Origin of the sequence: Shewanella sp. ECSMB14101, from assembly GCF_000773485.1 — a bacterium.
GTDB classification, from domain to species: Bacteria; Pseudomonadota; Gammaproteobacteria; order Enterobacterales; family Shewanellaceae; genus Shewanella; species Shewanella marisflavi.
On sequence record NZ_JSFF01000002.1, the window covers coordinates 173098 to 194864 of the forward strand.

General features: G+C 51.4%; 22 protein-coding genes. 14 read left to right on the plus strand and 8 right to left on the minus strand.

Annotated features, from left to right (window positions below; translation table 11 throughout):
- Nucleotides 1-6: 6 nt before the first annotated feature.
- Together lysS and NY07_RS03165 are read left to right on the plus strand one after the other, a co-directional pair.
- Nucleotides 7-1509 carry a lysine--tRNA ligase gene (lysS, locus tag NY07_RS03160; protein WP_033537904.1) on the plus strand — a complete coding sequence of 501 codons (1503 nt, stop codon included), beginning with the start codon at nucleotides 7-9 and terminating at the stop codon, nucleotides 1507-1509.
- A gap of 421 nt (nucleotides 1510-1930) precedes the next feature.
- Nucleotides 1931-4285 (plus strand): putative bifunctional diguanylate cyclase/phosphodiesterase, encoded by a 2355-nt coding sequence (locus NY07_RS03165; protein WP_441347684.1) that lies wholly within the window; start codon nucleotides 1931-1933, stop codon nucleotides 4283-4285.
- 77 nt (nucleotides 4286-4362) lie between these two features.
- Here the strand turns inward: NY07_RS03165 and NY07_RS03170 are convergent, their stop codons facing one another.
- Entirely contained in the window at nucleotides 4363-4908 is a 546-nt protein-coding gene (locus NY07_RS03170; RefSeq protein ID WP_081953763.1) for a pseudouridine synthase, read from the minus strand.
- Nucleotides 4909-5162: 254 nt separating this feature from the next.
- Between NY07_RS03170 and nagB the strand changes: the two genes are divergently transcribed.
- From nagB to NY07_RS03200, 6 genes are all read left to right on the plus strand, one after another.
- Complete coding sequence (gene nagB, locus NY07_RS03175; protein WP_033537906.1) at nucleotides 5163-5966, plus strand: glucosamine-6-phosphate deaminase; 804 nt, start codon at nucleotides 5163-5165, stop codon at nucleotides 5964-5966.
- A gap of 233 nt (nucleotides 5967-6199) precedes the next feature.
- Complete coding sequence (locus tag NY07_RS03180; protein WP_033537907.1) at nucleotides 6200-6736, plus strand: SRPBCC family protein; 537 nt, start codon at nucleotides 6200-6202, stop codon at nucleotides 6734-6736.
- A 28-nt stretch (nucleotides 6737-6764) separates the two neighbouring features.
- Nucleotides 6765-7082, plus strand: a complete 318-nt coding sequence (locus NY07_RS03185; protein WP_033537908.1) for a cupin domain-containing protein — start codon at nucleotides 6765-6767, stop codon at nucleotides 7080-7082.
- Between the two features lie 166 nt (nucleotides 7083-7248).
- Nucleotides 7249-9162 (plus strand): peptidase U32 family protein, encoded by a 1914-nt coding sequence (locus NY07_RS03190; protein WP_033537909.1) that lies wholly within the window; start codon nucleotides 7249-7251, stop codon nucleotides 9160-9162.
- A 40-nt stretch (nucleotides 9163-9202) separates the two neighbouring features.
- Complete coding sequence (locus tag NY07_RS03195; protein WP_033537910.1) at nucleotides 9203-9577, plus strand: PH domain-containing protein; 375 nt, start codon at nucleotides 9203-9205, stop codon at nucleotides 9575-9577.
- Nucleotides 9578-9791: 214 nt separating this feature from the next.
- The gene (locus tag NY07_RS03200) at nucleotides 9792-10769 is read left to right on the plus strand and encodes a catalase family peroxidase (RefSeq protein ID WP_033537911.1); all 978 of its coding nucleotides are present in this window, start codon (nucleotides 9792-9794) and stop codon (nucleotides 10767-10769) included.
- A 22-nt stretch (nucleotides 10770-10791) separates the two neighbouring features.
- Here the strand turns inward: NY07_RS03200 and NY07_RS03205 are convergent, their stop codons facing one another.
- From NY07_RS03205 to NY07_RS03215, 3 genes are all read right to left on the minus strand, one after another.
- Nucleotides 10792-11073, minus strand: a complete 282-nt coding sequence (locus NY07_RS03205; RefSeq protein WP_033537912.1) for a helix-hairpin-helix domain-containing protein — start codon at nucleotides 11071-11073, stop codon at nucleotides 10792-10794.
- Nucleotides 11074-11136: 63 nt separating this feature from the next.
- On the minus strand, nucleotides 11137-11730 hold the full coding sequence (locus tag NY07_RS03210; RefSeq protein ID WP_033537913.1) for a LysE family translocator: 594 nt from the start codon (nucleotides 11728-11730) through the stop codon (nucleotides 11137-11139).
- 198 nt (nucleotides 11731-11928) lie between these two features.
- Nucleotides 11929-12834 carry a LysR family transcriptional regulator gene (locus NY07_RS03215; protein WP_033537914.1) on the minus strand — a complete coding sequence of 302 codons (906 nt, stop codon included), beginning with the start codon at nucleotides 12832-12834 and terminating at the stop codon, nucleotides 11929-11931.
- A 105-nt stretch (nucleotides 12835-12939) separates the two neighbouring features.
- Here NY07_RS03215 and NY07_RS03220 point away from each other — a divergent pair, with 105 nt between their 5' ends.
- On the plus strand, nucleotides 12940-13569 hold the full coding sequence (locus tag NY07_RS03220) for an NAD(P)-dependent oxidoreductase (RefSeq protein ID WP_033537915.1): 630 nt from the start codon (nucleotides 12940-12942) through the stop codon (nucleotides 13567-13569).
- 112 nt (nucleotides 13570-13681) lie between these two features.
- Here the strand turns inward: NY07_RS03220 and rpiA are convergent, their stop codons facing one another.
- Nucleotides 13682-14341: a ribose-5-phosphate isomerase RpiA gene (gene rpiA, locus NY07_RS03225; RefSeq protein ID WP_033537916.1), complete on the minus strand. Its 660-nt coding sequence runs from the start codon at nucleotides 14339-14341 to the stop codon at nucleotides 13682-13684.
- Between the two features lie 301 nt (nucleotides 14342-14642).
- Here rpiA and NY07_RS03230 point away from each other — a divergent pair, with 301 nt between their 5' ends.
- Complete coding sequence (locus NY07_RS03230; protein WP_033537917.1) at nucleotides 14643-15566, plus strand: DUF808 domain-containing protein; 924 nt, start codon at nucleotides 14643-14645, stop codon at nucleotides 15564-15566.
- 176 nt (nucleotides 15567-15742) lie between these two features.
- Here NY07_RS03230 and NY07_RS03235 read toward each other — a convergent pair whose 3' ends face one another.
- Nucleotides 15743-16636, minus strand: a complete 894-nt coding sequence (locus tag NY07_RS03235; RefSeq protein WP_033537918.1) for a LysR substrate-binding domain-containing protein — start codon at nucleotides 16634-16636, stop codon at nucleotides 15743-15745.
- A 102-nt stretch (nucleotides 16637-16738) separates the two neighbouring features.
- Between NY07_RS03235 and NY07_RS03240 the strand changes: the two genes are divergently transcribed.
- The gene (locus NY07_RS03240; RefSeq protein WP_033537919.1) at nucleotides 16739-17158 is read left to right on the plus strand and encodes a CidA/LrgA family protein; all 420 of its coding nucleotides are present in this window, start codon (nucleotides 16739-16741) and stop codon (nucleotides 17156-17158) included.
- Nucleotide 17159: 1 nt separating this feature from the next.
- Nucleotides 17160-17861 carry an LrgB family protein gene (locus NY07_RS03245; RefSeq protein WP_033537920.1) on the plus strand — a complete coding sequence of 234 codons (702 nt, stop codon included), beginning with the start codon at nucleotides 17160-17162 and terminating at the stop codon, nucleotides 17859-17861.
- Nucleotides 17862-17937: 76 nt separating this feature from the next.
- Here NY07_RS03245 and NY07_RS03250 read toward each other — a convergent pair whose 3' ends face one another.
- Nucleotides 17938-18357, minus strand: a complete 420-nt coding sequence (locus NY07_RS03250) for a CBS domain-containing protein (protein WP_033537921.1) — start codon at nucleotides 18355-18357, stop codon at nucleotides 17938-17940.
- 346 nt (nucleotides 18358-18703) lie between these two features.
- Between NY07_RS03250 and NY07_RS03255 the strand changes: the two genes are divergently transcribed.
- Entirely contained in the window at nucleotides 18704-20476 is a 1773-nt protein-coding gene (locus tag NY07_RS03255; RefSeq protein WP_033537922.1) for an alkaline phosphatase D family protein, read from the plus strand.
- Between the two features lie 405 nt (nucleotides 20477-20881).
- Nucleotides 20882-21448 (plus strand): phosphoribosyltransferase, encoded by a 567-nt coding sequence (locus tag NY07_RS03260; protein ID WP_033537923.1) that lies wholly within the window; start codon nucleotides 20882-20884, stop codon nucleotides 21446-21448.
- 59 nt (nucleotides 21449-21507) lie between these two features.
- Here the strand turns inward: NY07_RS03260 and NY07_RS03265 are convergent, their stop codons facing one another.
- Nucleotides 21508-21720 (minus strand): hypothetical protein, encoded by a 213-nt coding sequence (locus tag NY07_RS03265; RefSeq protein WP_033537924.1) that lies wholly within the window; start codon nucleotides 21718-21720, stop codon nucleotides 21508-21510.
- Nucleotides 21721-21767 lie beyond the last annotated feature (47 nt).

Here is a 21767-nt window from a genome sequence, read left to right on the forward strand (position 1 = left end):
AAGAAGATGACTGAACAAACTCAAGACGAAAACAAGTTAATTGCAGAGCGCCGTGCCAAGTTAGATCACGTTCGCGCTTCTTGCCCTGCTAACGGTCACCCGAATAACTTCGATCGAAAACACAAGGCTGCAGATATCCAGGCCGAGTACGGTCACTACAGCAAAGAAGAGCTGGAAGAGATGAATGTCCAACGCTCTATCGCTGGTCGTATCATGGCTAAACGTGGTCCCTTCCTGGTGATCCAGGATGTGAGCGGTCGCATCCAGGCCTACGCCGGTAAAGATGTGCAGAAAGAGCTTAAGGCCAAGTATCAAGGCTTGGATATTGGTGACATTATCGGTGTGACCGGTCAGCTGCACCTATCTGGTAAGGGTGACCTCTATGTCAACATGGAAGAGTATCAGCTGCTGACTAAGGCGCTGCGTCCGCTGCCAGAGAAGTTCCACGGCCTGACTGACCAAGAGATGCGCTACCGCCAGCGTTATGTAGACCTTATCGTCAACGAAGAGTCTCGCGCGGCATTTGTCATGCGTTCTAAAGTAGTTACGGCTATCCGTAACTTTATGGTGAGCAAAGAGTTTATGGAAGTAGAAACCCCTATGATGCACAGCATCCCGGGTGGTGCCTCGGCGCGTCCTTTCATTACTCATCACAATGCGCTGGATATCGAGATGTATCTGCGTATCGCCCCTGAACTTTACCTTAAGCGTCTGGTTGTAGGTGGTTTCGAGCGTGTGTTTGAGATCAACCGTAACTTCCGTAACGAAGGTCTGTCGCCACGCCATAACCCAGAATTCACTATGATGGAATTCTATATGGCCTACGCCGACTACAAGGATCTGATGGATCTGACCGAAGAGATGCTCTCGTCAATTGCCAAAGATCTGCTGGGTGATACTAAGCTGCCTTATGGCGATCACACCATCGATTTTGGTGGTCCATATGAGCGCCTGAGCATGCTGGATGCGATCAAGAAGTACAATCCAGACAATGAGACCATTCAGTCGATGACCTATGAAGAGGTTAAAGACGTCGAGTTTATGCGTAACCTGGCTAAGAGCCTGGGCATGACCATCGAGAAGTTCTGGACCTGTGGTCAGCTATTGGAAGAGATCTTCGGTGAAACCGCTGAGCCTAAGCTGATGCAGCCTACCTTCATTACAGGTTATCCTGCTGATATCTCGCCACTTGCACGTCGTAACGATGAAAACCATTTCATCACAGACCGTTTCGAGTTCTTTATCGGTGGTCGTGAAGTGGCTAACGGCTTTAGCGAGCTGAACGATGCTGAAGATCAAGATAAGCGTTTCAAGGCCCAGGTAGATGCTAAAGATGCGGGTGACGACGAAGCCATGTTCTATGACGCCGATTACATCACGGCGCTTGAGCACGGTCTGCCACCGACTGCGGGTCAAGGTATAGGTATCGACCGTTTGGTGATGCTATTTACTAATACGCACACTATTCGTGACGTGATCCTCTTCCCGGCGATGCGTCCCCAGGGTTAAGCAAATTCGCTCGTGACAAAACCAGCCTAAGGGCTGGTTTTTTTTATCTCTGCGGCTGGGGTATATCAGCCACTTCTGATTTTATCTTGGTTTAAATGACTGATAAGTTAATCTATTTCTAGTGTAAGATGAGGTAAATGCTGGTCATGACCTGAACTTTGTTCGCTTTAACATGTTTTTGTTAATTTAAGGTTAATTTATGCCGTTTGCCTGTGTCCATCTAGATAAATTGGCGATATGCTAGCAAAGGGATTATGGGATAGTGACAGTAGCTCGTCGCTCTCGGAGACGAATAGTGATAGATATCAAGATTCCAGCGCAAGCGATACAGGAGTGGCAAGAGGCGATAGAGACCTTGGCATAAGCCTTTGACGGCAGTGTTTTCCTGGTTAGCTTAACCGCCTCTGATAGCCTGTCACCTTTGCTGGCTGTGGGTGATAACAACCAAGCTCATAGACTGAGCGTTGAGCAGTTGTGTGCTCAGGGGCTCAAGTTATTTCGCGCCTACATAGAACAATCCCATTTGCCTCCGACACCCGTTTATGTCGGTGATATCACTCTGCATCCTATCTTCTGGCCTTCTCAAGCCATTTATGGCGCCATCTGCCTAATCCCTAATGAACAAGCGGGTCATGGTGATCGGGTTGCAGCCTTGGTGCGAATGACCTGCCAGGCGATTCAATATCGCTTGGTGACCCTGTATCAAGACCACCGGCAGCAGCTGTTATCGTCACTGCCAGACAGATCGCCCAGAGTAGATCTGCAGCTATTTATCGATAGCCTGCCTGAGCATGTGTGGATGAAAGATGTGGCTGGGCGCTACGTACTGGTCAACCGCAGTGTTGAGCTTGCCTGGGGCCGTAGTCGAGATCAGCTGCTTAACCGCACTGACGATGAGATCTTCGAGCCAGATGTGGCCGAGGGGTTTGTGACGGGGGATTATGAGTCGATTGTGCGCGGCGTGCACGTTGCGACAGCTGAGTGTGAGGCCAATGATATTGACCAATCTCAATCTTGGTTGGAAACCACTAAGGTGCCCGTGGTGGCGGCCGATGGCACCCTGGAAGGGGTGATTGGCATCACACGCAATATTAGTTCTCATAAGGCGGCCCAAGAGCAGCTGGAATTGGCTGCCAATGTTTTTGAGAACTCAGTAGAAGGTGTAGTGATCACCAATGCTGAAGGTCAGATAGTGGAAGTGCATGGCGCCTTCAGTGAGATCACGGGTTACAGCCGTGAAGAGGTACTGGGGAAAAATCCGCGCATCCTTAATTCGGGTCGACATGACAAAGCCTTTTTCGATCGTTTGTGGCATTCACTCTTAACCAATGGCAAGTGGCATGGCGAGATCTGGAATCGTCGCAAGAGCGGCGCCATCTATCCCGAACAGCTGACTATCAGCTCCATGTATGATGACGATCATCAGGTGCGCTATTTTGTCGCCGTATTTGCCGACATCTCGGCGCAGAAGAAGAGTGAAAAAGAGCTGGCGAGGCTGGCATACCAAGATCCCTTAACTAAGCTCCCCAATCGTTTGATGCTCTCGGCCAATCTGGAGCAGGAGCTGCGCCATGCTGTGCGAGAAGAGACTGAACTGGCATTGATCTTTATCGATGTGGACCTGTTTAAGCATATTAACGATAGTTATGGTCATGTGGCGGGGGACTCCATCCTGGTCGAGGTCGCCAGACGCTTAGGGCAGAAATTGGGAAATGAGGGGACTCTGGCCAGGCTCGGCAGTGACGAGTTTATCGCCGTACTGCCCCATATCGAGAGTGGCGATCATGTCTCTCTTATGGTGAGTCGTCTGAGAGAGGTATTTGATACGCCGTTTCTATTTGACGATGAAGCCAGTATTCGTTTGACTGCCAGTATGGGGGTTGCCATCTATCCGGGTGATGGCGAAAGCGGCGATACGCTGTTGCGTAATGCCGATACGGCCATGCATAGGGCTAAGCGCAATGGCCGTAATAATTACGCCTTCTATACCCAGTCGCTAACATTAGAATCTGTGGAGCACCTTAAGTTACAGAGCGCCCTGCACGATGCTATCAGTAATGGCACCTTCTACTTAGTCTATCAACCTAAGTTAGATCTGAGCTCAGGCGCATGCATTGGTTTTGAGGCCTTGCTGCGCTGGCAAGATCCGCAGCTTGGGCAGATCTCACCCGCGGTGTTTATTCCCGTTGCAGAGAAGATAGGCTTGATTAACGAGATAGGTCACTGGGTATTGAAACAGGCCGCGGCTCAGGCTGCTCTGTGGTTGGCTAAGGGGAAAGCATTTGGACGCATCTCAGTGAACGTGACGGGGCCGCAGCTGCAACAGAAGCATTTCTTCGATCAAGTTAGGCGAGTGCTCGATGAAGCTGGGGTACCCCCAGAGTATCTGGAGCTGGAGGTGACCGAGAGCTGTATGATGTCTGATCCTTTGGCTGTGATTGAGGTACTCAAACAGCTAGGTGAGCTGGGCGTCGAGTTGTCGGTGGATGACTTTGGTACCGGCTATTCATCACTTAACTATCTGAAACGTTTGCCGATCCATAAGCTAAAGATAGATCAGTCATTTATTCGCGATATTCCTAGCGATAGCAACAATACCGCTATCGCTAAGGCAGTGATCGCCTTAGGCCATGCGTTGAACCTCTGCATTATCGCAGAGGGGGTTGAGACACCGGAGCAGGCGGCATTTCTTAAGGCGGCGGGGTGCGATCAGGCGCAGGGCTATCTGTACAGTCAGCCCAGAGTCGTCGACGAGCTGGGTGACTTTCTGCGTTAGGCTTGCTTTAACCGGTTTGCCTGCTTGTTTTTACATCAGGCGTTTTTTCTGAGCCTGTCGTCAGCGCCTGAGCAACTTTAAACTAGACTCAGCGGCCGAACCTCACCCGGCGTCAGCTTGCCCAAGTGAATATCGCCTATTCGTACTCGCACCAGTCTTAAGGTGGCAAAGCCAACGGCTGCAGTCATCTTGCGGATCTGACGATTCTTGCCCTCAGTGATAGTGATGCTCACCCAGCTGGTGGGGCCGTGGCGCGCATCTCTTATCTTTCGCCCCCGCGGCGGTAAATCGGGCGTCAGTGTTAGACGGCGTGCCCGGCAAGGCAGGGTGTAATATTTCTCCCCTTTAATGCCTATCTCAACGCCTTCGCAGAGCCTGGTAATCGCCTGGTCGGTGATCTCTCCATCGAGCTGTACATAGTATTCCTTCTCAATCGATTTACTGCGGATATTGTGGCTGGTCTTGCCATCAGTGGTGAGTAATAGCAGGCCCTCGGAGTCATGGTCCAAACGGCCTATGGCCATGATGCCAGCGGGAAATTCGCCTAGCTCTGATAGGGTGGGTTTACGTTTACGCCGCTCGGCAACAAATTGACTGAGAAAGCCATAAGGCTTGTAGATCATAAAGTGCTGCACTTGGGGATTGGCTGAGTCTGCGGTCACTGAGATAGGGCTCTTGTGGAAAAGTATCGAGTCGATCTTAGCACGAAAACGGCGTCGATATTATCGTCAGATTAATAATGACAACGCTGTCATTTGTGGTTATAGTAATGTTAATTCCTCTAATGAGCGCGCCATCTCTGGGGTCATTTCAATTGCGGTTGAATAGGCGCGACTGTGAACATTGCGACTAACATAGGGCTGGGACGAGTCAAATTATGCAAATTGTTATTCTACGAGACAGCGCCGAGGTGGCGGAATATGGTGCCAACCTCATCATCAATCAGCTTAAGCGTAAGCCCGACTCAGTACTGGGGTTGGCGACCGGCTCGACGCCAGTATCTCTTTATCAGCGACTGGTGGCGGCCAATCAAGCTGGAGAGATCTCTTTTAAGAGCGTCACCAGTTTTAACCTGGATGAGTATCTGGGGCTAGATGCTGACCATCCACAGAGTTATCGCCACTTCATGAATCAGCAGTTGTTTGATGCCATCGACATCGACAAGGCTAACACCCATGTGCCGCCTGGAGATGCCGAAGATCCTATCGCCGCCTGTGAGCAATATGAGGCGCAGATCCAAGCCGCGGGTGGCATAGATATCCAGTTGCTCGGCATCGGGCGCAATGGTCATATCGGTTTCAACGAACCCTCATCTGGCTTGATGTCACGCACCCGGGTCAAGACACTGACCAAGGCGACGATTGAGGATAATGCCCGTTTCTTTGCGCAGGGAGAGTATCAGCCCCATCTGTCGATCACTATGGGCATAGGCACCATTTTAGATGCCAAGAAGGTGTTGCTGCTGGCGACCGGTGAAAACAAGGCTGAGGCGATTCGTGCCACGGTAGAAGGGGCCTTAAGCGCCGCCTGTCCGGCTTCGGCGCTGCAACTGCATAGAGACGCCGTGTTAGTGATCGACGAGGCGGCAGCGTCAAAGCTGGCTGACAAAGATTTCTACAAGCATATCGAGGCGGAAAATCAGCTGCTACAGGCTAGACTAGCGGCCCTCAAGGCTGGCTAATCGCCATAGGGACTCGGTTCCTCAGACATTTCTGGTTTTGGTAAAGGGCGTCTCTTAATCGAGGCGCTTTTTTGCTTTGTGGCAATGGTGTTTGCAAGCTCTTGTTAACTATGGGCTCTCTCTTGGGGTTCTTGGCTGGTGTGGCTTTCCAAAGCCTTGATTCTTGACTATGTTAAGACGAGTAGGTTTACACCGGCTGGCGTGCTGGCACCGACCATTTGAAGGAACTCGCCATGTTAAAAAAGCTGCTGATACTCGTGCTGCTATTGCTCTCCTCTCCCTTTATCGCCGCCCTCTTTATCGAAGAGGATTATCATGTTAATACCCATATCGTTATCGATAAACCTAAGGATCAGGTTTTTAACTTCTTGAGAATGCTTAAAAATCAGGATCAGTTTAGCGTCTGGGCCAAGATGGACTCGGCCATGGAGCAATATTATCGTGGGGAGGATGGCACCGTAGGCTTTGTTTCCGGCTGGCGCAGTGACAACCCTGATGTCGGTTCCGGGGAGCAGGAGATTAAGGCGATTTTCCCCGGTAAGCGCATAGAGTATGAGCTGAGGTTTAAGACGCCGTTCGAGGCGGTGTCACCTGCCTATATTACCACCGAGGCGCTGGGGCCGAATCAGACCGAGGTCCACTGGGGCTTCAGTGGCCATATGGCCTATCCGATGAACATACTGCTGCCTTTGATGCAGGTCGATGCAATGGTCGAGAGGGATCTGAGCCAGGGACTAGATAACCTTAAGACCCTGTTAGAGGCAAACTAAGCCAAGGCTTTGCCGTAAAGGAACGTCTATGGAAACACGTAACATCTTTCAATCTTTGCCCCAGGATCTGAGCCAGGAGGTGTTCGAGCCACTGGTGGATACGGGCGCAGTGTTAATCGAGCGTATTGTCTCAAAGGCCCATCGCACGCCAGAGGGGCAATGGTATGATCGAGACAGAAGCGAGTGGGTCATGGTGTTACAGGGGGAGGCGACCTTAGTGTTTGAGCATGCCGAGGTGGTGCATCTCAAGGTGGGCGACCACCTCAATATTCCCGCCCATGTTAAACACAGAGTCAGCTGGACCAGCGAGCGCGAGGAGACTATCTGGCTGGCGGTGCATTATTAAGTCTGTGGTGATTCATATCGTCTGAAGCATTAATCAAACGGCCTGCGAGCCTGAAGAATGGCTAATTTGGCGAAAAAGTGCGCGGCGGCGAGGTGTTTTGTGAGCCAGGTCTGTTATAATCGCGCCCCTAATTTTTATCTATCTGTGATCTGATTCGAGACTCCTCATGGACAAGCCTGAGATTTTTATCCCCGATAGCGCCCCGATAGCGCCGGTAACTACCCGCTCAAACCGCCTCGAGCTGTTGGCGCCCGCTAAGAATGCCGACTATGGTATTGAGGCCATCAAGCATGGTGCCGATGCTGTCTATATCGGTGGCCCGGCCTTCGGTGCCAGAGCGACTGCAGGTAACAGCGTCGAGGATATCGCGCGTCTATGTGAGTTTGCCCACCGCTATCATGCCCAGGTGTTTGTCGCCATCAATACCATCTTGATGGACGATGAACTGGAAGCGGCGCAGAAGCTGATCTGGCAACTATATGAAGCTGGTGCAGATGCCTTGATCGTGCAGGATATGGGGGTACTCCAGCTGGATATCCCGCCTATCGCCCTGCACGCCAGTACCCAGATGGATAATCGTAATCCCGAGAAGGTCGCCTTTCTTGAGCAGGTGGGTTTCTCTCAGGTGGTGCTTGCCCGTGAACTGGGGCTGAGTCAGATCCGTGATGTGGCGGCCAAGACGAACATGCAGCTGGAGTTCTTTATCCATGGCGCCCTGTGCGTTGCCTATAGCGGTCTGTGTAACCTGAGTCACGCCTTTAGTAACCGCAGCGCCAACCGTGGTGAGTGTTCGCAGATGTGTCGCCTACCTGGTGATCTCAAGACGCGTCAGGGTGAGGTGTTGGCACAAAATGAGCACCTGCTATCGCTCAAAGACAACAATCAGACAGATAATTTAGAGGCGCTGATCGACGCTGGTATTCGCTCCTTTAAGATTGAAGGGCGACTTAAAGATCTTAGCTATGTGAAAAACGTGACCGCTCACTATCGTCAGGAGCTGGACAAGATCATGGCGCGCCGCCCAGAGTTTGTTGCCTCAAGTCATGGCCGCTGTGAGCATACCTTTACCCCCAATACCGAGAAGACCTTTAACCGTGGTCGCACCGACTATTTCGTCAATGAGCGCAGCCAGGGGGTCAGCGATTTCCGTTCGCCTAAATATATCGGCGAAGAGGTGGGCAAGGTGGCGGCCCTGGGTAAAGACTTTATTCAGGTCGAATCGATCCATAGCTTCAATAATGGTGACGGCCTGTGTTACTTCCCACCTAATTATGAGAAGGCCAAACAGTCTGACGATAAGCTGCAGGGGCTCAGGGTTAACCGCGCCGACGGCAACAAGCTGTATGTGATTGCCGTGCCGGGCGATCTCAAGGTAGGCGCTACCTTGTATCGTAACCACGATCAGGCGTTCGAAACTGTGCTGGCCAAAGAGTCGGCTAAGCGGATCATCAAGGTGGATATGACCCTGAGCGATACCGAGCAAGGGGTCGTGCTGACCATGACAGACCAATATGGCCTGAGCGCAAGCTGTGAGCTTGAGCTGGAAAAGACACCTGCCACAGACGCAGACAAGACACTGAACAATATACGTAAACAGCTGAGCAAGCTGGGTAGCACAGACTTTGAGCCGCGCGAAATACGTATCGACACCGCCAGTCCTTGGTTTATGCCGGCCTCATTACTTAACGGCCTGCGCCGCGATACCGTTGCCGCCCTTGAGCTGGCTCGTGTCGAGGGTTATGAGCGGCCACAGGCGTGGAAATACAACCAAGACGCGGTTTATCCCTTTAAGCATCTGAGCTTCATGGGTAACGTGGCTAACGAGAAGGCGAAAGATTTCTACACCCGTCATGGGGTGATTGAGATTGAGGACACCTATGAGAAGAACGGCGTTACCGAAGATGCGCCACTCATGGTCACCAAGCACTGTCTGCGCTTTAACTTTAACCTCTGCCCGAAAGAGGTGCCCGGCATCAAGGCTGAGCCGCTGCAGATAGAGATAGGTAAAGATGTGCTCAAGCTGGTATTCGACTGCCCTAAATGTGAAATGATGGTTGTCGGTGCCAATCGCCAGGTATAGGCTAGAGAACAAATTAAGTTCACTTTAAAGGAGATAAAGTATGGGACTGTTAGATGCACTGATGGGTAATGCCGCCGAAGTCGACCTGCAAGAGTTGGCGCAGGAACTGGGGCCTATCATGGGAGACAACGAGCAGTTAGCGCTGGCTTACCGCGTGGTGCGCGATATGTTTGTGTTTACTAACAAGCGTCTTATCCTCATCGATAAGCAGGGAGTGACAGGCAAGAAGGTGAGTTATCACTCTGTCCCTTATAAGGCGATCACCCATTTTGAGGTGGAAACTGCCGGTACCTTCGATATGGACGCCGAGTTAAAGCTGTGGATCTCGGGTCAAAAAGAGCCCTTGGTAAAAGAGCTGAAGAAGGGCACTGACGTGGTGGGCATTCAGAAGACGATTGCTAACTTCTCCCTGTAACGCCAATCTCTGACAAATTTGTTGATTGATTAAGCCCAGGCCTAAGCCTGGGCTTTTTGTTGCCTAGCCTAGCTGGCAAGCCGATTGTGGAGGCCTGCTTGGGAGATATTCCTATCAATGGGTGTTATAGGGGAAAGATAATCCTTCCTCTCTGGGTCTTATACTGCTCAAGGCTAATTTAGCCAGATGTAAATAGACCAAGGAGATCGATTTGATGGGACATTTAGCGAGGCTTTTCATTTTATTGCTACCGACCTTTTTACTGAGTTCGCCTGCCAATTCAGCGGTGCAGGGGAATGATTTTATTGAAGTGTTTGAGAAGCTTTCCGGTAAGCATCCAGGCGTCAGGAAAGGTCATGCCAAGGGCGTGTGTGCACTGGGTAGCTTTTCGCCTTCTAAGGAGTCAGCGCTCTATTCACATGCCAACTTATTCAGTGGTCAAGATATTAAAGCCAGTATTCGCTTCTCTATGGCGGGGGGTAACCCCTATGCCGATGAGACCGCGCGCTCTCCGCGCGGCATAGGTGTGCAATTTAGTTTGCCTAATGGGGCTGTGCATAATATTGCCGGCCTGACGACCCCCGTCTTTCCCGGTAAAGATCCTGAAACCTTTCTTGGGCTGCTGAAAACCTTGCTACCCAACGAGCAGGGCAAAGTTGATTTCGCCAAGCTAGCAGAGTATCGACAGGCCCACCCCAGTACTCTGCCGCAGTTTAATTGGTTGCAAAGCCATAACCCGCCGAGTTCATACACCCGTGCCCAATACTTTGGTATTCATGCTTTCTATCTGGTCGATGAGAAGGGTCAGAAAACGAAGTTTAAATGGCGTTTGGTACCGGACGAGGGGGAGTTGCCTCTGACAGAAGAACAGATGGCGCAGTTACCGAAAAGCTTTCTTGCTAAAAAATTACAGCAAGAACTGAGTGACGGCCAGCGCTCATTCGACTTACAGGCTATCATTGGCGAAGCCCAAGATCCGGTAAATGATCCTTCACAGGCCTGGCCTGAGTCTCGAAAGGTGATAAGCCTGGGTAAGTTAACAATGCACAGTGCTGGCGACGATCATTGTGAGAAGATCAACTATGATCCCAATGTGTTGGCAAAGGGCGTATTGCCCAGTAGCGATCCTGTATTAAAGCTCAGATCTGTCGCCTATGCTATCTCATTCGCCAAGCGTGTGAGCGGCAACTAACCCAAATGTAAGGCGCACGAAATCACTTCTTGTTCGCCAAATGGGCCTTACGCTCGGCGGTGTAGTGCCACCAAGGCTGAGCGTCTTCTCCCTCCATAAAGCGCACCGCGGCGATAAAGACATCGATGACACAAGGATCCTGCCGACAGCCCGTGATGGCCTCTAACCGCGCGTGCATCTGGTAAGGGTCTTGCCCGATAAGATCCTTAGGGTGATGCAGTGCAAGCTGATGGAAATCCGCCGCCGTGGCCTTACCCACATTGGGGATCATGGTGAACTCCTTGATGGCGCTGCGATCTGACATCTTGCTATTTTCCTAGTAACCCAATTTTAAGTGTATGGCGTTTGGCGTTGTTTGTCTGTAGAGCTAGGGAAGCAGGGCATAACCCACCGCCAGCAACATGGCGATGGCGAAACTGATGCGCATTATTCGCGCCGCTCTGGGGCGGGCAAACAGCGGGCGCAGCAGACCGCCGAAGATCAGCCAGAGAGTATCGACTAGAGTTGCCACCATGAGTGCGCAGACACCTGTCGCCAGATACCCTAAGGCGGTGTTTTCCAGCGGCAACAGGAACTGCGAAAAGATGGCCAGAAAGGCGGCATAGGCCTTTGGGTTAAGTAGATTGAGGATGAAGCCATCTTTGAAACTGGGCGCCTGTTTTGCCGCATCTAGGCTGGTGATCGGCGCGCTGGCAATCTTGTAGGCGATGAAGGCGATATAAGCGGCGCCGAGCAGCTGACAGACGAGCCTGAGCTCGGGAAAGCGGCTAAATAGGGCGGCGAGTCCAGCACTGGCACCTATGATGGCGACCGAGAGGCCAAGGAGTATACCCAGCAGAAACGGTGCGCCGCGGCGGATACCAAAGGTGGCCCCGGTGGCAGCAAGCGCCAGTGGCGCCGGGCCTGGTGAGCCTAAGAGTAAACCAGTGGCGACGATTAATGACAGTACAGCTTCCAGCATGCCTTATTCCTTGTAGCAAAGTGTCCTTGGAACTTAGTGTCCGTGTGGCAATGAATACCATCAGCATCAGCATCAGCATCAGCATCAGCATCATATCCTGATCCCTTATCATGTAAAGCTAAAGACTGAGATCCACACCCGCTGCCAGTGCAAGCATATCGCTACGCCTTAGCCGATTTGTTTACACTAGGGCTTTTTCTATTGGTTAGCAGGTCGCCACTTATTAATGTCTTGTTGCCAGCGCTCGGCGATAAAGTCGATGAAATGGCGTACAAGATGCTGCTGATAGCTACGCGAGAGATAGACGGCCCACAGTGTCTTACTGGGCAGATGATGGCCTTGCAAGACCTCAACGAGTTCACCCGAGGCTAAGTGAGGATTGGCTAGATCGCAGGGCAAGAGAATGATCCCCTTACCACCAATGGCAGCTTTTAGCAGTACGCCCATGTCGTTGGCCTGCAGATTGCCGCTGATACTCTGCGCTATGGTCTGGTTATCTTTGACGAAATCCCATCGGCTCTGGCTGCTGTGAAGCAGGCAGTTATGCATCCTAAGATCGCTTATCTGCGTGATCGCCGGGTGCTGGCTTAGATAGTGGGGAGAGGCGCATAGCGCTGAGTCTATCTGCATCAGGCGGCGAGCGATCAGGCTCTCGTCCGGTTGATGGGTATAGCGTAGGGCGATATCGACGCGCTCGCCAACCAGTTGTGCCAGTTCGTCAGACAATACCAACTGTATCTTGACTTGGGGGTGTTGGTGGGTAAAAGCGTCGATAGCCTCGAATAACAAGTTTTGCCCTAAGCCGATGGGAGAGGCGACTCTGATGCTGCCCACCAGTTCCTGCCTGTGACGCTGGGAACGGCTCTCTAGGCTAGCGACTTCGTCTAGGATCTTCTGGCAATAGATGAAGGCTTCCTCACCTTGCACGCTAAGGCTGACACTGCGAGTGGTGCGGTGCAATAACCTGAGGCCAAGCCAGCGCTCAACTTCCTGTACGTGTCTGGAGACCTGTAAGCGGCTGAGATCCAACTGCTCTGCGGCCTGGGTAAAGCTGCCGCAGCTGGCCACCTCGACGAAACTACGAATCGCGCTGATCTTATCCATATTAGTATCTTATATTGAAACAATATTGCTCTATTTACGCTGTTTGTCACGATATCTTGGCTAAGTAAACTGATGCCAATTTAGTCAGACAGTGAGGAACAGAAGATGAATATTGCAATTATCGGTGCCACAGGTTGGATAGGTAGCGCCATTATGCAAGAGGCGTTGAGCCGTGAGTTAAGGGTAACCCCCTTGGTCAGAGACCCTGCAAAATTGAATGAGACGGTGCAGGCGCGTCAGTTAGATTTGAGTGAGACGCTCACCCCGGAACACTTTAACGATGTCGATCTGGTGATCGCCGCCATTGGTGGTCGTGCCAATGGACAGCACGAGTTGGTCCCAAAGAGTGCTCAGGCGCTACTTGAACTGTTGCCTAAGACTCAGGTGAAACGTCTCTTGTGGGTTGGCGGCGCCGGCAGTTTGGAGCTTGCCCCTGGGCAGATGTTGGTGCAATCGCCCGATTTCCCCCCTGAATACAAAGATGAGGCTCTTGCCCAAGGGGAGGCGCTTAAGGTGTTCAGAGAAAGTGATTCACCACTGAACTGGACCTTTGTCAGCCCCGCGGCAGAGATCTATCCTGGTGACAGTGAAGGTATTTATCGTATCGGTGGCGATCAGTTTTTTACCGATGAGCTGGGACGCAGCCGCATCTCGGTAGCCGATTATGCCAAGGCGATGGTCGATCTGGTGAGCACTGACAACTATGCCCGTCAGCGGATCAGCGTGGCCTACTAACGAGATATCTGGCTGTGGCGTTGAGTGAAATTGACTGCTGAGTTTGATGATAAAAAAAGCCACTCTAGGAGTGGCTTTTTGGTATGACTAAACTTGGTGTGTCAGCTTAGTGCTATAGCTTAACCGTCTTCACCCCATCAGGGGTTCCTACCAGCAGGACGTCTGCGCCGCGGTTGGCGAACAGGCCGTTAGTGACGACACCAACGATCTGGTTGAGCTTCTCTTCCAGCTCTTTCGGGTTAACGATTTTCATGTTGTACACATCGAGGATCACGTTGCCATTGTCGGTGATCACACCCTCACGGTAAACCGGATCGCCGCCTAATTTCACGATCTCGCGGGCCACGTATGAGCGCGCCATAGGGATCACTTCGACAGGCAGTGGAAATTCACCCAGAACATCGACTTCTTTCGTGTTATCCACGATGCAGACAAACTTTTCGGCCACGGCGGCAACAATCTTCTCACGGGTAAGGGCGGCGCCACCACCTTTGATCATGTCCATATGGCCGTTGATCTCATCGGCACCATCGACATAGACAGAAAGTTGGTCAACTGAGTTGAGATCGAAAACCGGGATCCCTAATGCCTTCATTTTCTCAGTTGAGGCCTCAGAACTAGATACCGCGCCTTCAATATCGGCCTTGATGGTCGCCAGGGCATCGATAAAGTGATTAACGGTCGAGCCTGTGCCCACACCGACAATACTGTCTTTTTCGACATATTCGAGGGCAGCCCAACCTGCGGCTTTTTTCATTTCATCTTGAGTCATAAGGAGTTCCTATTAAGGATATACGAAGCATTTGGTCGTCATTATACCCCTAGTTGCGCCAGAGCGTATGTCAAATGACACAGTTTGTTAGTTTGCCTGGCAATTTGGCTTAAAGCTCACCTTAAACAATTGTGCTAAACCTCCCAAGTTAATGCGCTATCAGGCGTTTTACTCGCTAGCCACTGGAAAAGTGTCAGGCTAAAGAGTAGGTTACGCTAATAGTTCGCTCGGGCACCTTTGTGATGTTTGATAACGCGCAAATGGGGCAGACAAAGGATATTGAAAGAGTTAAGGAGAGAGCATGGCTGGCGCGAGTCTATTAAGCCTGTTGGATGATATCGCAGCAATATTGGATGATGTTGCCCTGATGAGTAAGGTTGCAGCCCGTAAAACCGCGGGTGTGCTGGGGGATGATTTGGCGTTAAATGCCCAGCAGGTCTCAGGGGTCAATGCCGACCGTGAATTGCCTGTGGTGTGGGCCGTGGCTAAGGGGTCGATGCGCAATAAATGCATCTTGGTTCCCGCGGCGCTGCTGATCAGTGCCTTTATTCCCTGGGCGGTGACGCCGCTGCTGATGTTTGGTGGCCTGTTTCTCTGTTATGAGGGCTTCGAGAAGGTCTATCACTCGCTTACCCATAAGCATGAGCCTGCCATGAGCGAGAGTGAGATGATAAAGGCCGCCGAAGATCTCAAGGCGTTTGAGACGCAGAAGGTGGCAGGAGCGATCCGCACCGACTTTGTGCTCTCTGCCGAGATCATCGCTATTACCTTAGGCGTGGTGGCCGAGAGTAGTTTCATGACTCAGGTAGTGACTCTGGCGGTCATCGCCGTGCTGATGACCGTTGGGGTATATGGTTTGGTGGCGGGGATCGTCAAGCTTGACGATGCGGGCCTCTATTTGAGTCAGCGTCAGGGGGATAGCTTAACTAGACGATTTGGCCGTAAGCTTGGCGGCGCCTTGGTCAATGCGGCACCTTATCTGATGCGGGGGCTGACCGTGGTTGGCACCATCGCTATGTTCATGGTGGGTGGCGGGATCCTGACCCATGGTGTGCATGCCATCGGTAGCTATTTTGAGCAGGCGGCTCACTGGGTTGAGCAGTTTGCCTTGGTAGGGCCTGTACTGGCGTGGATCACCCCGAGTCTTCTCAATGCGTTGTTTGGCGTCTTAGTTGGGGCGGCAGCCTTGGTGGTGATGTCTCTTTTTTCAAGGATTCGTCGCTAGCACTGAGTTAAGTTATTGCCTTGTGTGGCGGTATCATTTTGTGTTTTATCGCCTTTCATAATTAGATGGCTGCAGCCCCCTAAAGTGGCATGTTTGGGGACTGACTCAGTCGAGCGTTGTCAGGCAATGGCTTTTTACTGCCTTTGCACAGCCTGATGGATGAATCGCCCTGGCTATTAGGGGCTGGTGGCCTGATGTTGTTTCACCAGCGCTACCATCGCCTGGGCGGCAAAAGAGAGGCTATGATCCTTGCGCCAGAATAGGCTCATCTGCCAACTGAGATCTGTCTCTGTCAGTGCCTTGAGACATACCCCTTGGTGGCGGTAGCGCTCGGCAATGAATTTAGGTAGTAACATCACGCCAATGCCCGCTGCCACTAAGGCCACGCCAAATTCAGGCTGATTCACCTGAGTGGGGTGCGTGATGGTCACTCCAGATTTTTGACAGGCGTTGAGCACCATCTCGTGCAGGGAAAACTCTGGTTCAAACAAGATCTGAGCATAGCCGTCGAGCTGGCCCAGAGGGATCTCGCTAAGATTAGCCAGTGGATGTTCGCTGGGAAGCACGACCACCATAGGCTCTGTGTGGATGGCAATTCCTTCGTACTGCTCTTTAAGATCGATAATGCCGGTCGCGAGTTCTATCTCTCCTTGTTGCAGTGCCGAGGTCTGCTCGACACCGCCCCGCACCAGCAGTTGGGTTTCAATCTCTGGATAGGCCTGACGATACTTGGCGATGATGGGGGCGAATAGTTCAGCACTGCCCAGAGGCGCCAGTCCCAGTCGCAAGCATCCTTTGCTCAGTCCCTTCAGCTTATCCAACTCTTCTGTTAGCGCCCTCTTGGCTGCAAGCAGCGTCAGCGCATGGCGGTAAACCACTTCGCCATGGGGGGTGAGTTGAACCTTGGTTCCTCGTTTGCCCCGGGTCAGCAGGGGAAGCTCGAGTTCGGCTTCTAGCTGGGCTATCGATTTAGAAAGGGCGGGCTGGCTGAGGTGGATACGCTCAGCGGCGCGATTGAAACCGCCAGAGTCCACCACCTCGACAAAATACTGTAGTGCCTTAAGATCCATCTTTAGATAGCTTTTGGTAATTAGTTTTATAAATAATATTCATTTTTTTTATTTAAATGGCAAGCGTAAGATCCCTTTATCTTCTTTTGGGCTGAGTATGTGATGGCCATTTATCTTCTCTCTTTTCGAAATCTGTTACTGCTGGCGCTTCAGGTCGGATTATTATCTCTGCTAGCCATAGGTGCCCAGTGGTTGGTGACGCGACTGGCGTTGCCATTACCCAGTGGTGTGATAGGTCTGGCGGCGCTGCTGACTCTGTTGGCATTAAACTGGTTACCTGAGCGCTTCGTGGCACGCGGCGCAGCCTGGTTGCTCGGTGAGTTGCTGCTCTTCTTTATTCCACCTGTGGTTGCCTCGATTCATTATGCCCCCTTGTTAGAGCAATATGGGGTTAGCTTACTCTGTACCTTAGTGCTGGGCAGTGGCTGCGTTTTGTTGTTCACCGGCTTAGTGATTGATCGCGTGTTCAAGTATGAGCGTCGGTTACGTCGACCAATCGCTGACTCGACTAAGGGAGCCTAGAATGTTTTCCTTTTTGCATCTCTCATTATTGGGGCTGGCCTGTCTGCTGGCAACGCTAGTCAGCTATGGGGTGAGCAAACGCCTCTATCGGCATTTCGGCTACTGGTACTTATCGCCTATGCTGCTTACGCCAGCGATACTGCTGGCTCTGGTCGGTTTTTTTGCCATCCCCTTACCAACTTATTTCGAATACAACCATTATTTAAGTATGTTGCTGGCACCAGCGACTATCGCCTTTGCCCTGCCTATCTACCGAGAGCGCCGGTTGATCAGGCGTTACCCTTTGACTCTGAGTCTTGGAGTGTTGACCGGGTTGCTGGTTGGGCTGCTCTCTTCCTGGTTACTGAGTCAGGTGATCTATCTGCCGCCTGAGTTATCACATAGTCTCTTGGTGCGAACTGTGTCGACGCCATTTGCCCTGGAAGCAACAACGGAGTTTGGTGGTGTGCCGGATCTGACCGCCGTGTTGGTGCTTATGACGGGTGTACTGGGGATGGTGTTATGTGGGCCTGTATTTAAGCTCGCCAGGATCTCCAGCCCCTTGGCGAAGGGAGCAGCCTTAGGTGCCAGTGCTCATGGCGTAGGGGCGGCTAAAGCCGCCGAATATGGTCGGGAAGAGGGGGTTGTCGCCAGCCTGACCATGATCTTTACTGGTATCGCCATGGTGGTCGGCGCGCCATTATTCGCCTACTTGTTGGTATAGCTTTTTGGGCCGCGCTCTATCGTAATAGCCAAACCACTATTTCGCGCCTTAGCCCTTGCCTAAGCTTTCGTCTGCGCTATTGCTTAAGCAGTGTGGCGCAGAGTTTGACGAAATCCGATGAAGTGAGAATGCCAATTACCTTATGGCTATCGTCTACCACAGGCAGGCAGCCCAACTTGTTGTCGATAAAGCAATCGACAATGACTAACAGGGGCTCATCCAGAGTGACTTTTTGAAATTCCCTTTCCATGATGTCGGCCACTAAGGTGCGACGTTCTTGACGATCTAACCCTTCATTGCCGTAATGGGTCAGTATGCTCATTACGGTTGCTATCATCTTCTTATGGGTCAGTATGCCGACTAGGGCGCCGTCATTTTCGCTGACTACCGGCAGGTGACGCACGCCGCGGCTACTCATTAACAGGTGAGCATCTTTAATCGTGGCCTGATCGCTGATACACACGATTTCCGTGGTCATGATATCGCTAACTCGCATGGTCGACTCCTTCAACTATGGTGATGGCTTAATCATAACAGCTTGTGATAAATGCTCTAGTCTGTATGAAGTAAGGTGCCTTTAGTTGGCGAAATATGCTGTCTCACTCCAATTATTTATCTGTTTTCAATATTTTTAGCTGCCTTGCTAGATGATACCAGTTAGAACCATCTGTTGCTGTGACCATAATAATTTTGCAATATTGTTAATTGACAATTAAGGTCATTGGACCTCTTACCAGGAATAACAATAACAAGGTCAGTTATCTTTCGAAGTATGAGTTTTCAGCTTCACATGATTTGGGGGAGAGGCGCTAGGGATAACAGGCTCAAATAAAGGAATAACAATGAAAACGAAATATTCTCGCAGGGATTTTTTGGCCATGTCGGCCAAGGGTGTCGGTGCCGCAGTGGTCTCCTATGGCTTGATGGGCTGTTCGAGCAGTGATGACGATAAGGTGGAAACCGCCGCCAAGGTACAATTTCTGCACGGTGTCGCCAGTGGCGATCCCACTCACAGCGCCGTGATCCTCTGGACCCGAGTGACGCCCGAAGTCGATGGCGATATTAATGTCAGCTGGGAGATCGCCACAGATGCCAGCTTTACTCAATTGATTTCTAACGGTGAGATGACCACTAATGCCGAGCGCGACTATACGGTGAAAGTCGATGCTATCGGCCTGGATTCGGGTACCGCTTACTACTATCGCTTCATGTCTGGCGACCAAGCCTCGGATGTGGGCATGACCAAGACGCTGCCAGAGGGCGCCGTCGAGCAGGTCAAGCTGGCAGTCATGTCATGTGCTAATTTCCCAGCTGGTCACTTTAATGTCTATCAGTTGGCGAGTGAGCAGGAAGGGCTGGACGCCGTGGTGCATCTGGGTGACTACATCTATGAATATGCTCGCGAGGGTTATGCCAGCGAAAATGCGGCCGAGCTTGGTCGTGAGGTTTTGCCTGCCGGTGAACTCTTTACCTTAAGCGATTATCGTACCCGTTACGGCCAATACCGTGGCGACACTGCCTTACAGACACTGCACGCCAAGGTGCCTTTCATCACCGTATGGGATGACCATGAGGTCGCCAACGATACTTGGTCTGACGGCGCGGAAAATCATAATGAAGGTGAAGGAGACTTCGAGCAGCGTAAGATGGCGGCGCTGCAAGCCTATTTTGAGTGGCTGCCAATTCGTCCTTGGCGTGATGGTAATCACGAGGAGATCTATCGCTCCTTTAGCTTTGGCGATCTGGTCGATCTGCATATGTTGGACACTCGTGTGCTGGCGCGCGATAAGCAGCTGGATTATGCCGACTATGTCGACGGGGCCACAGGTGCCATGGACAGCGCCCGTTTTATGGCGGATGTGACCAGCAGCGATCGCACCTTGCTCGGCGCAGACCAACTGCAGTGGTTGCAGGCGAGCCTGCTTAGCGCCACCGGTAAATGGCAGGTGCTGGGACAACAGGTTTTGATGGGCACCATGATGTTGCCTGCGGCGATCGCCATGCAGAAGCTGTCTGTGTATCAGTATGCCGAACTTGGGGCTCTGGCGCAGCTGGCGGCCCGCGCGGCGGCGAATGACCCTACGCTAACGGCGCAGGAATACAGTTATCTTATTGGTAATCAACACAAGCTAACTCCTGAAGTGATGGCCTTGTTACAGATGCCATCTATTCCCTATAACTTAGATGCCTGGGATGGTTATGCCTATGAGCGCGAGGTGATCTTGGCCACGGCAAAGGCGACGGGGGCAAACCTGGTAGTGATTGCCGGGGATACTCATAACGCCTGGGCAAACGAGCTTAAGGACAGTCATGGTGATGTGGTAGGGGTTGAGTACGCGACCAGCTCAGTTTCATCGCCTGGACTTGAGTATTACTTAGGCATTAGTGAGGATCAGCAAGGCGTGACCGAAGCGGGCGTGGTCGAGCTGGTGGAAGGGCTTAAGTACACCAACTTAAGGGACCGTGGTTTTATGCTGCTGACCTTTACTCCAGAGGCGGTGCGCAGTGACTGGCACTATGTCGATACCATACTGGATACCGAATTCAGTGAGGCAAGTGACAAACATTACGCGGCCGTGACTAAGGCGGGTGAGCCCAAGATTGCCGCGGCGTGAGCCTAAATTAGTCGATGTAGCCGCCTTCGAGGCGGCTTTTTATCTTATTGCCCATAGTAATAATTTAAGCTTGTTTAAATGCTCTATATGGCTGTTCACCAATTTTGATTGTCGTTATCTAAGGTTTTTTCCTTGTTTTCAGGCATTTTATCTAGCCATTGCTGAGCACTTGCTTGGGGGATTGGTATAAAAAAATGGATCCCCAGTTCAAGTTTCACGATTTAGTTCAGCACCTCTGGTTTTTTTAGTATAAAATTCAGCTCCAAATCCCGTAGCCCTGCTTGTTGTCGTGTTGAAACTCAATACGCCGCCCTTGTGCTACGCTGCATTTGGGGTGAAGCCTAATCGAAAAAGGATTACTTCCTCCCTCTCAAAGACCAAATAGAAAAAGATGGGGACGGCCTGATGTCTGATAAACACTTTATTACCGCACAAGAACTGCTGGAGGATTCTTTCCGACTAGCGGCGCAAGTTTATGAAAGCGGCTTTAGGCCACAGTTCATTGTTGGCATTTGGCGTGGTGGCGCTCCGATAGGGATCGCGGTACAGGAATATTTTGATTTCAAAAAGGTCGAGACAGATCATATTGCAGTACGTACCTCTTCCTACTACGGCATAGGCACGGACAAACAGAGCAAACAGATCAAGGTGCACGGCCTGCATTATATCGTTGAGAACGCTAACGCCGATGATGGCTTGCTGATTGTCGATGATGTGTTCGATTCGGGCCGCAGTATCCACGCCCTGAAAGAGAAGCTGGCTGAGCTGATGCGTCTTAACATGCCACGAGATGTGCGCATTGCCTGCCCATACTACAAGCCGAAGAATACGGCGGTGTCGTTAAAACCAGACTATTTTATCCATGAGTCTGAAGATTGGTTGGTATTCCCGCACGAGGTGTCTGGCTTGTCGCCAGAGGAGATCGCCAGCGGTAAGGGCGACTTGAAGAATATCAAAAATCTGTTTGTTTAAGCTTGTCGCTAACAATGCCACCCATTAGGGTGGCATTTTTTATCTCTGCCAGTTAAGTGCTAGAGCTTATCTATCTCATCCCTTAGCTGATAAGCCTTATCGGTAACGATTTTCTCTAAGGTGGCTATACGAGCCTTGAGCTGATCTATCTCCGCCTTAAGTTGATCCAGCTCGCTGTTGTCCTCTTTGACCTGACGTTTGTTATGTTCCTTAAAGGCCGCAAAGGCGAAGGCTCCTATGATGGCGATGGCGGCAAGTTGAAAAATGCCCATGGGATTCTCCTGTTGACTAGGCTACTGGCTGCTCTTTTCACTATAAC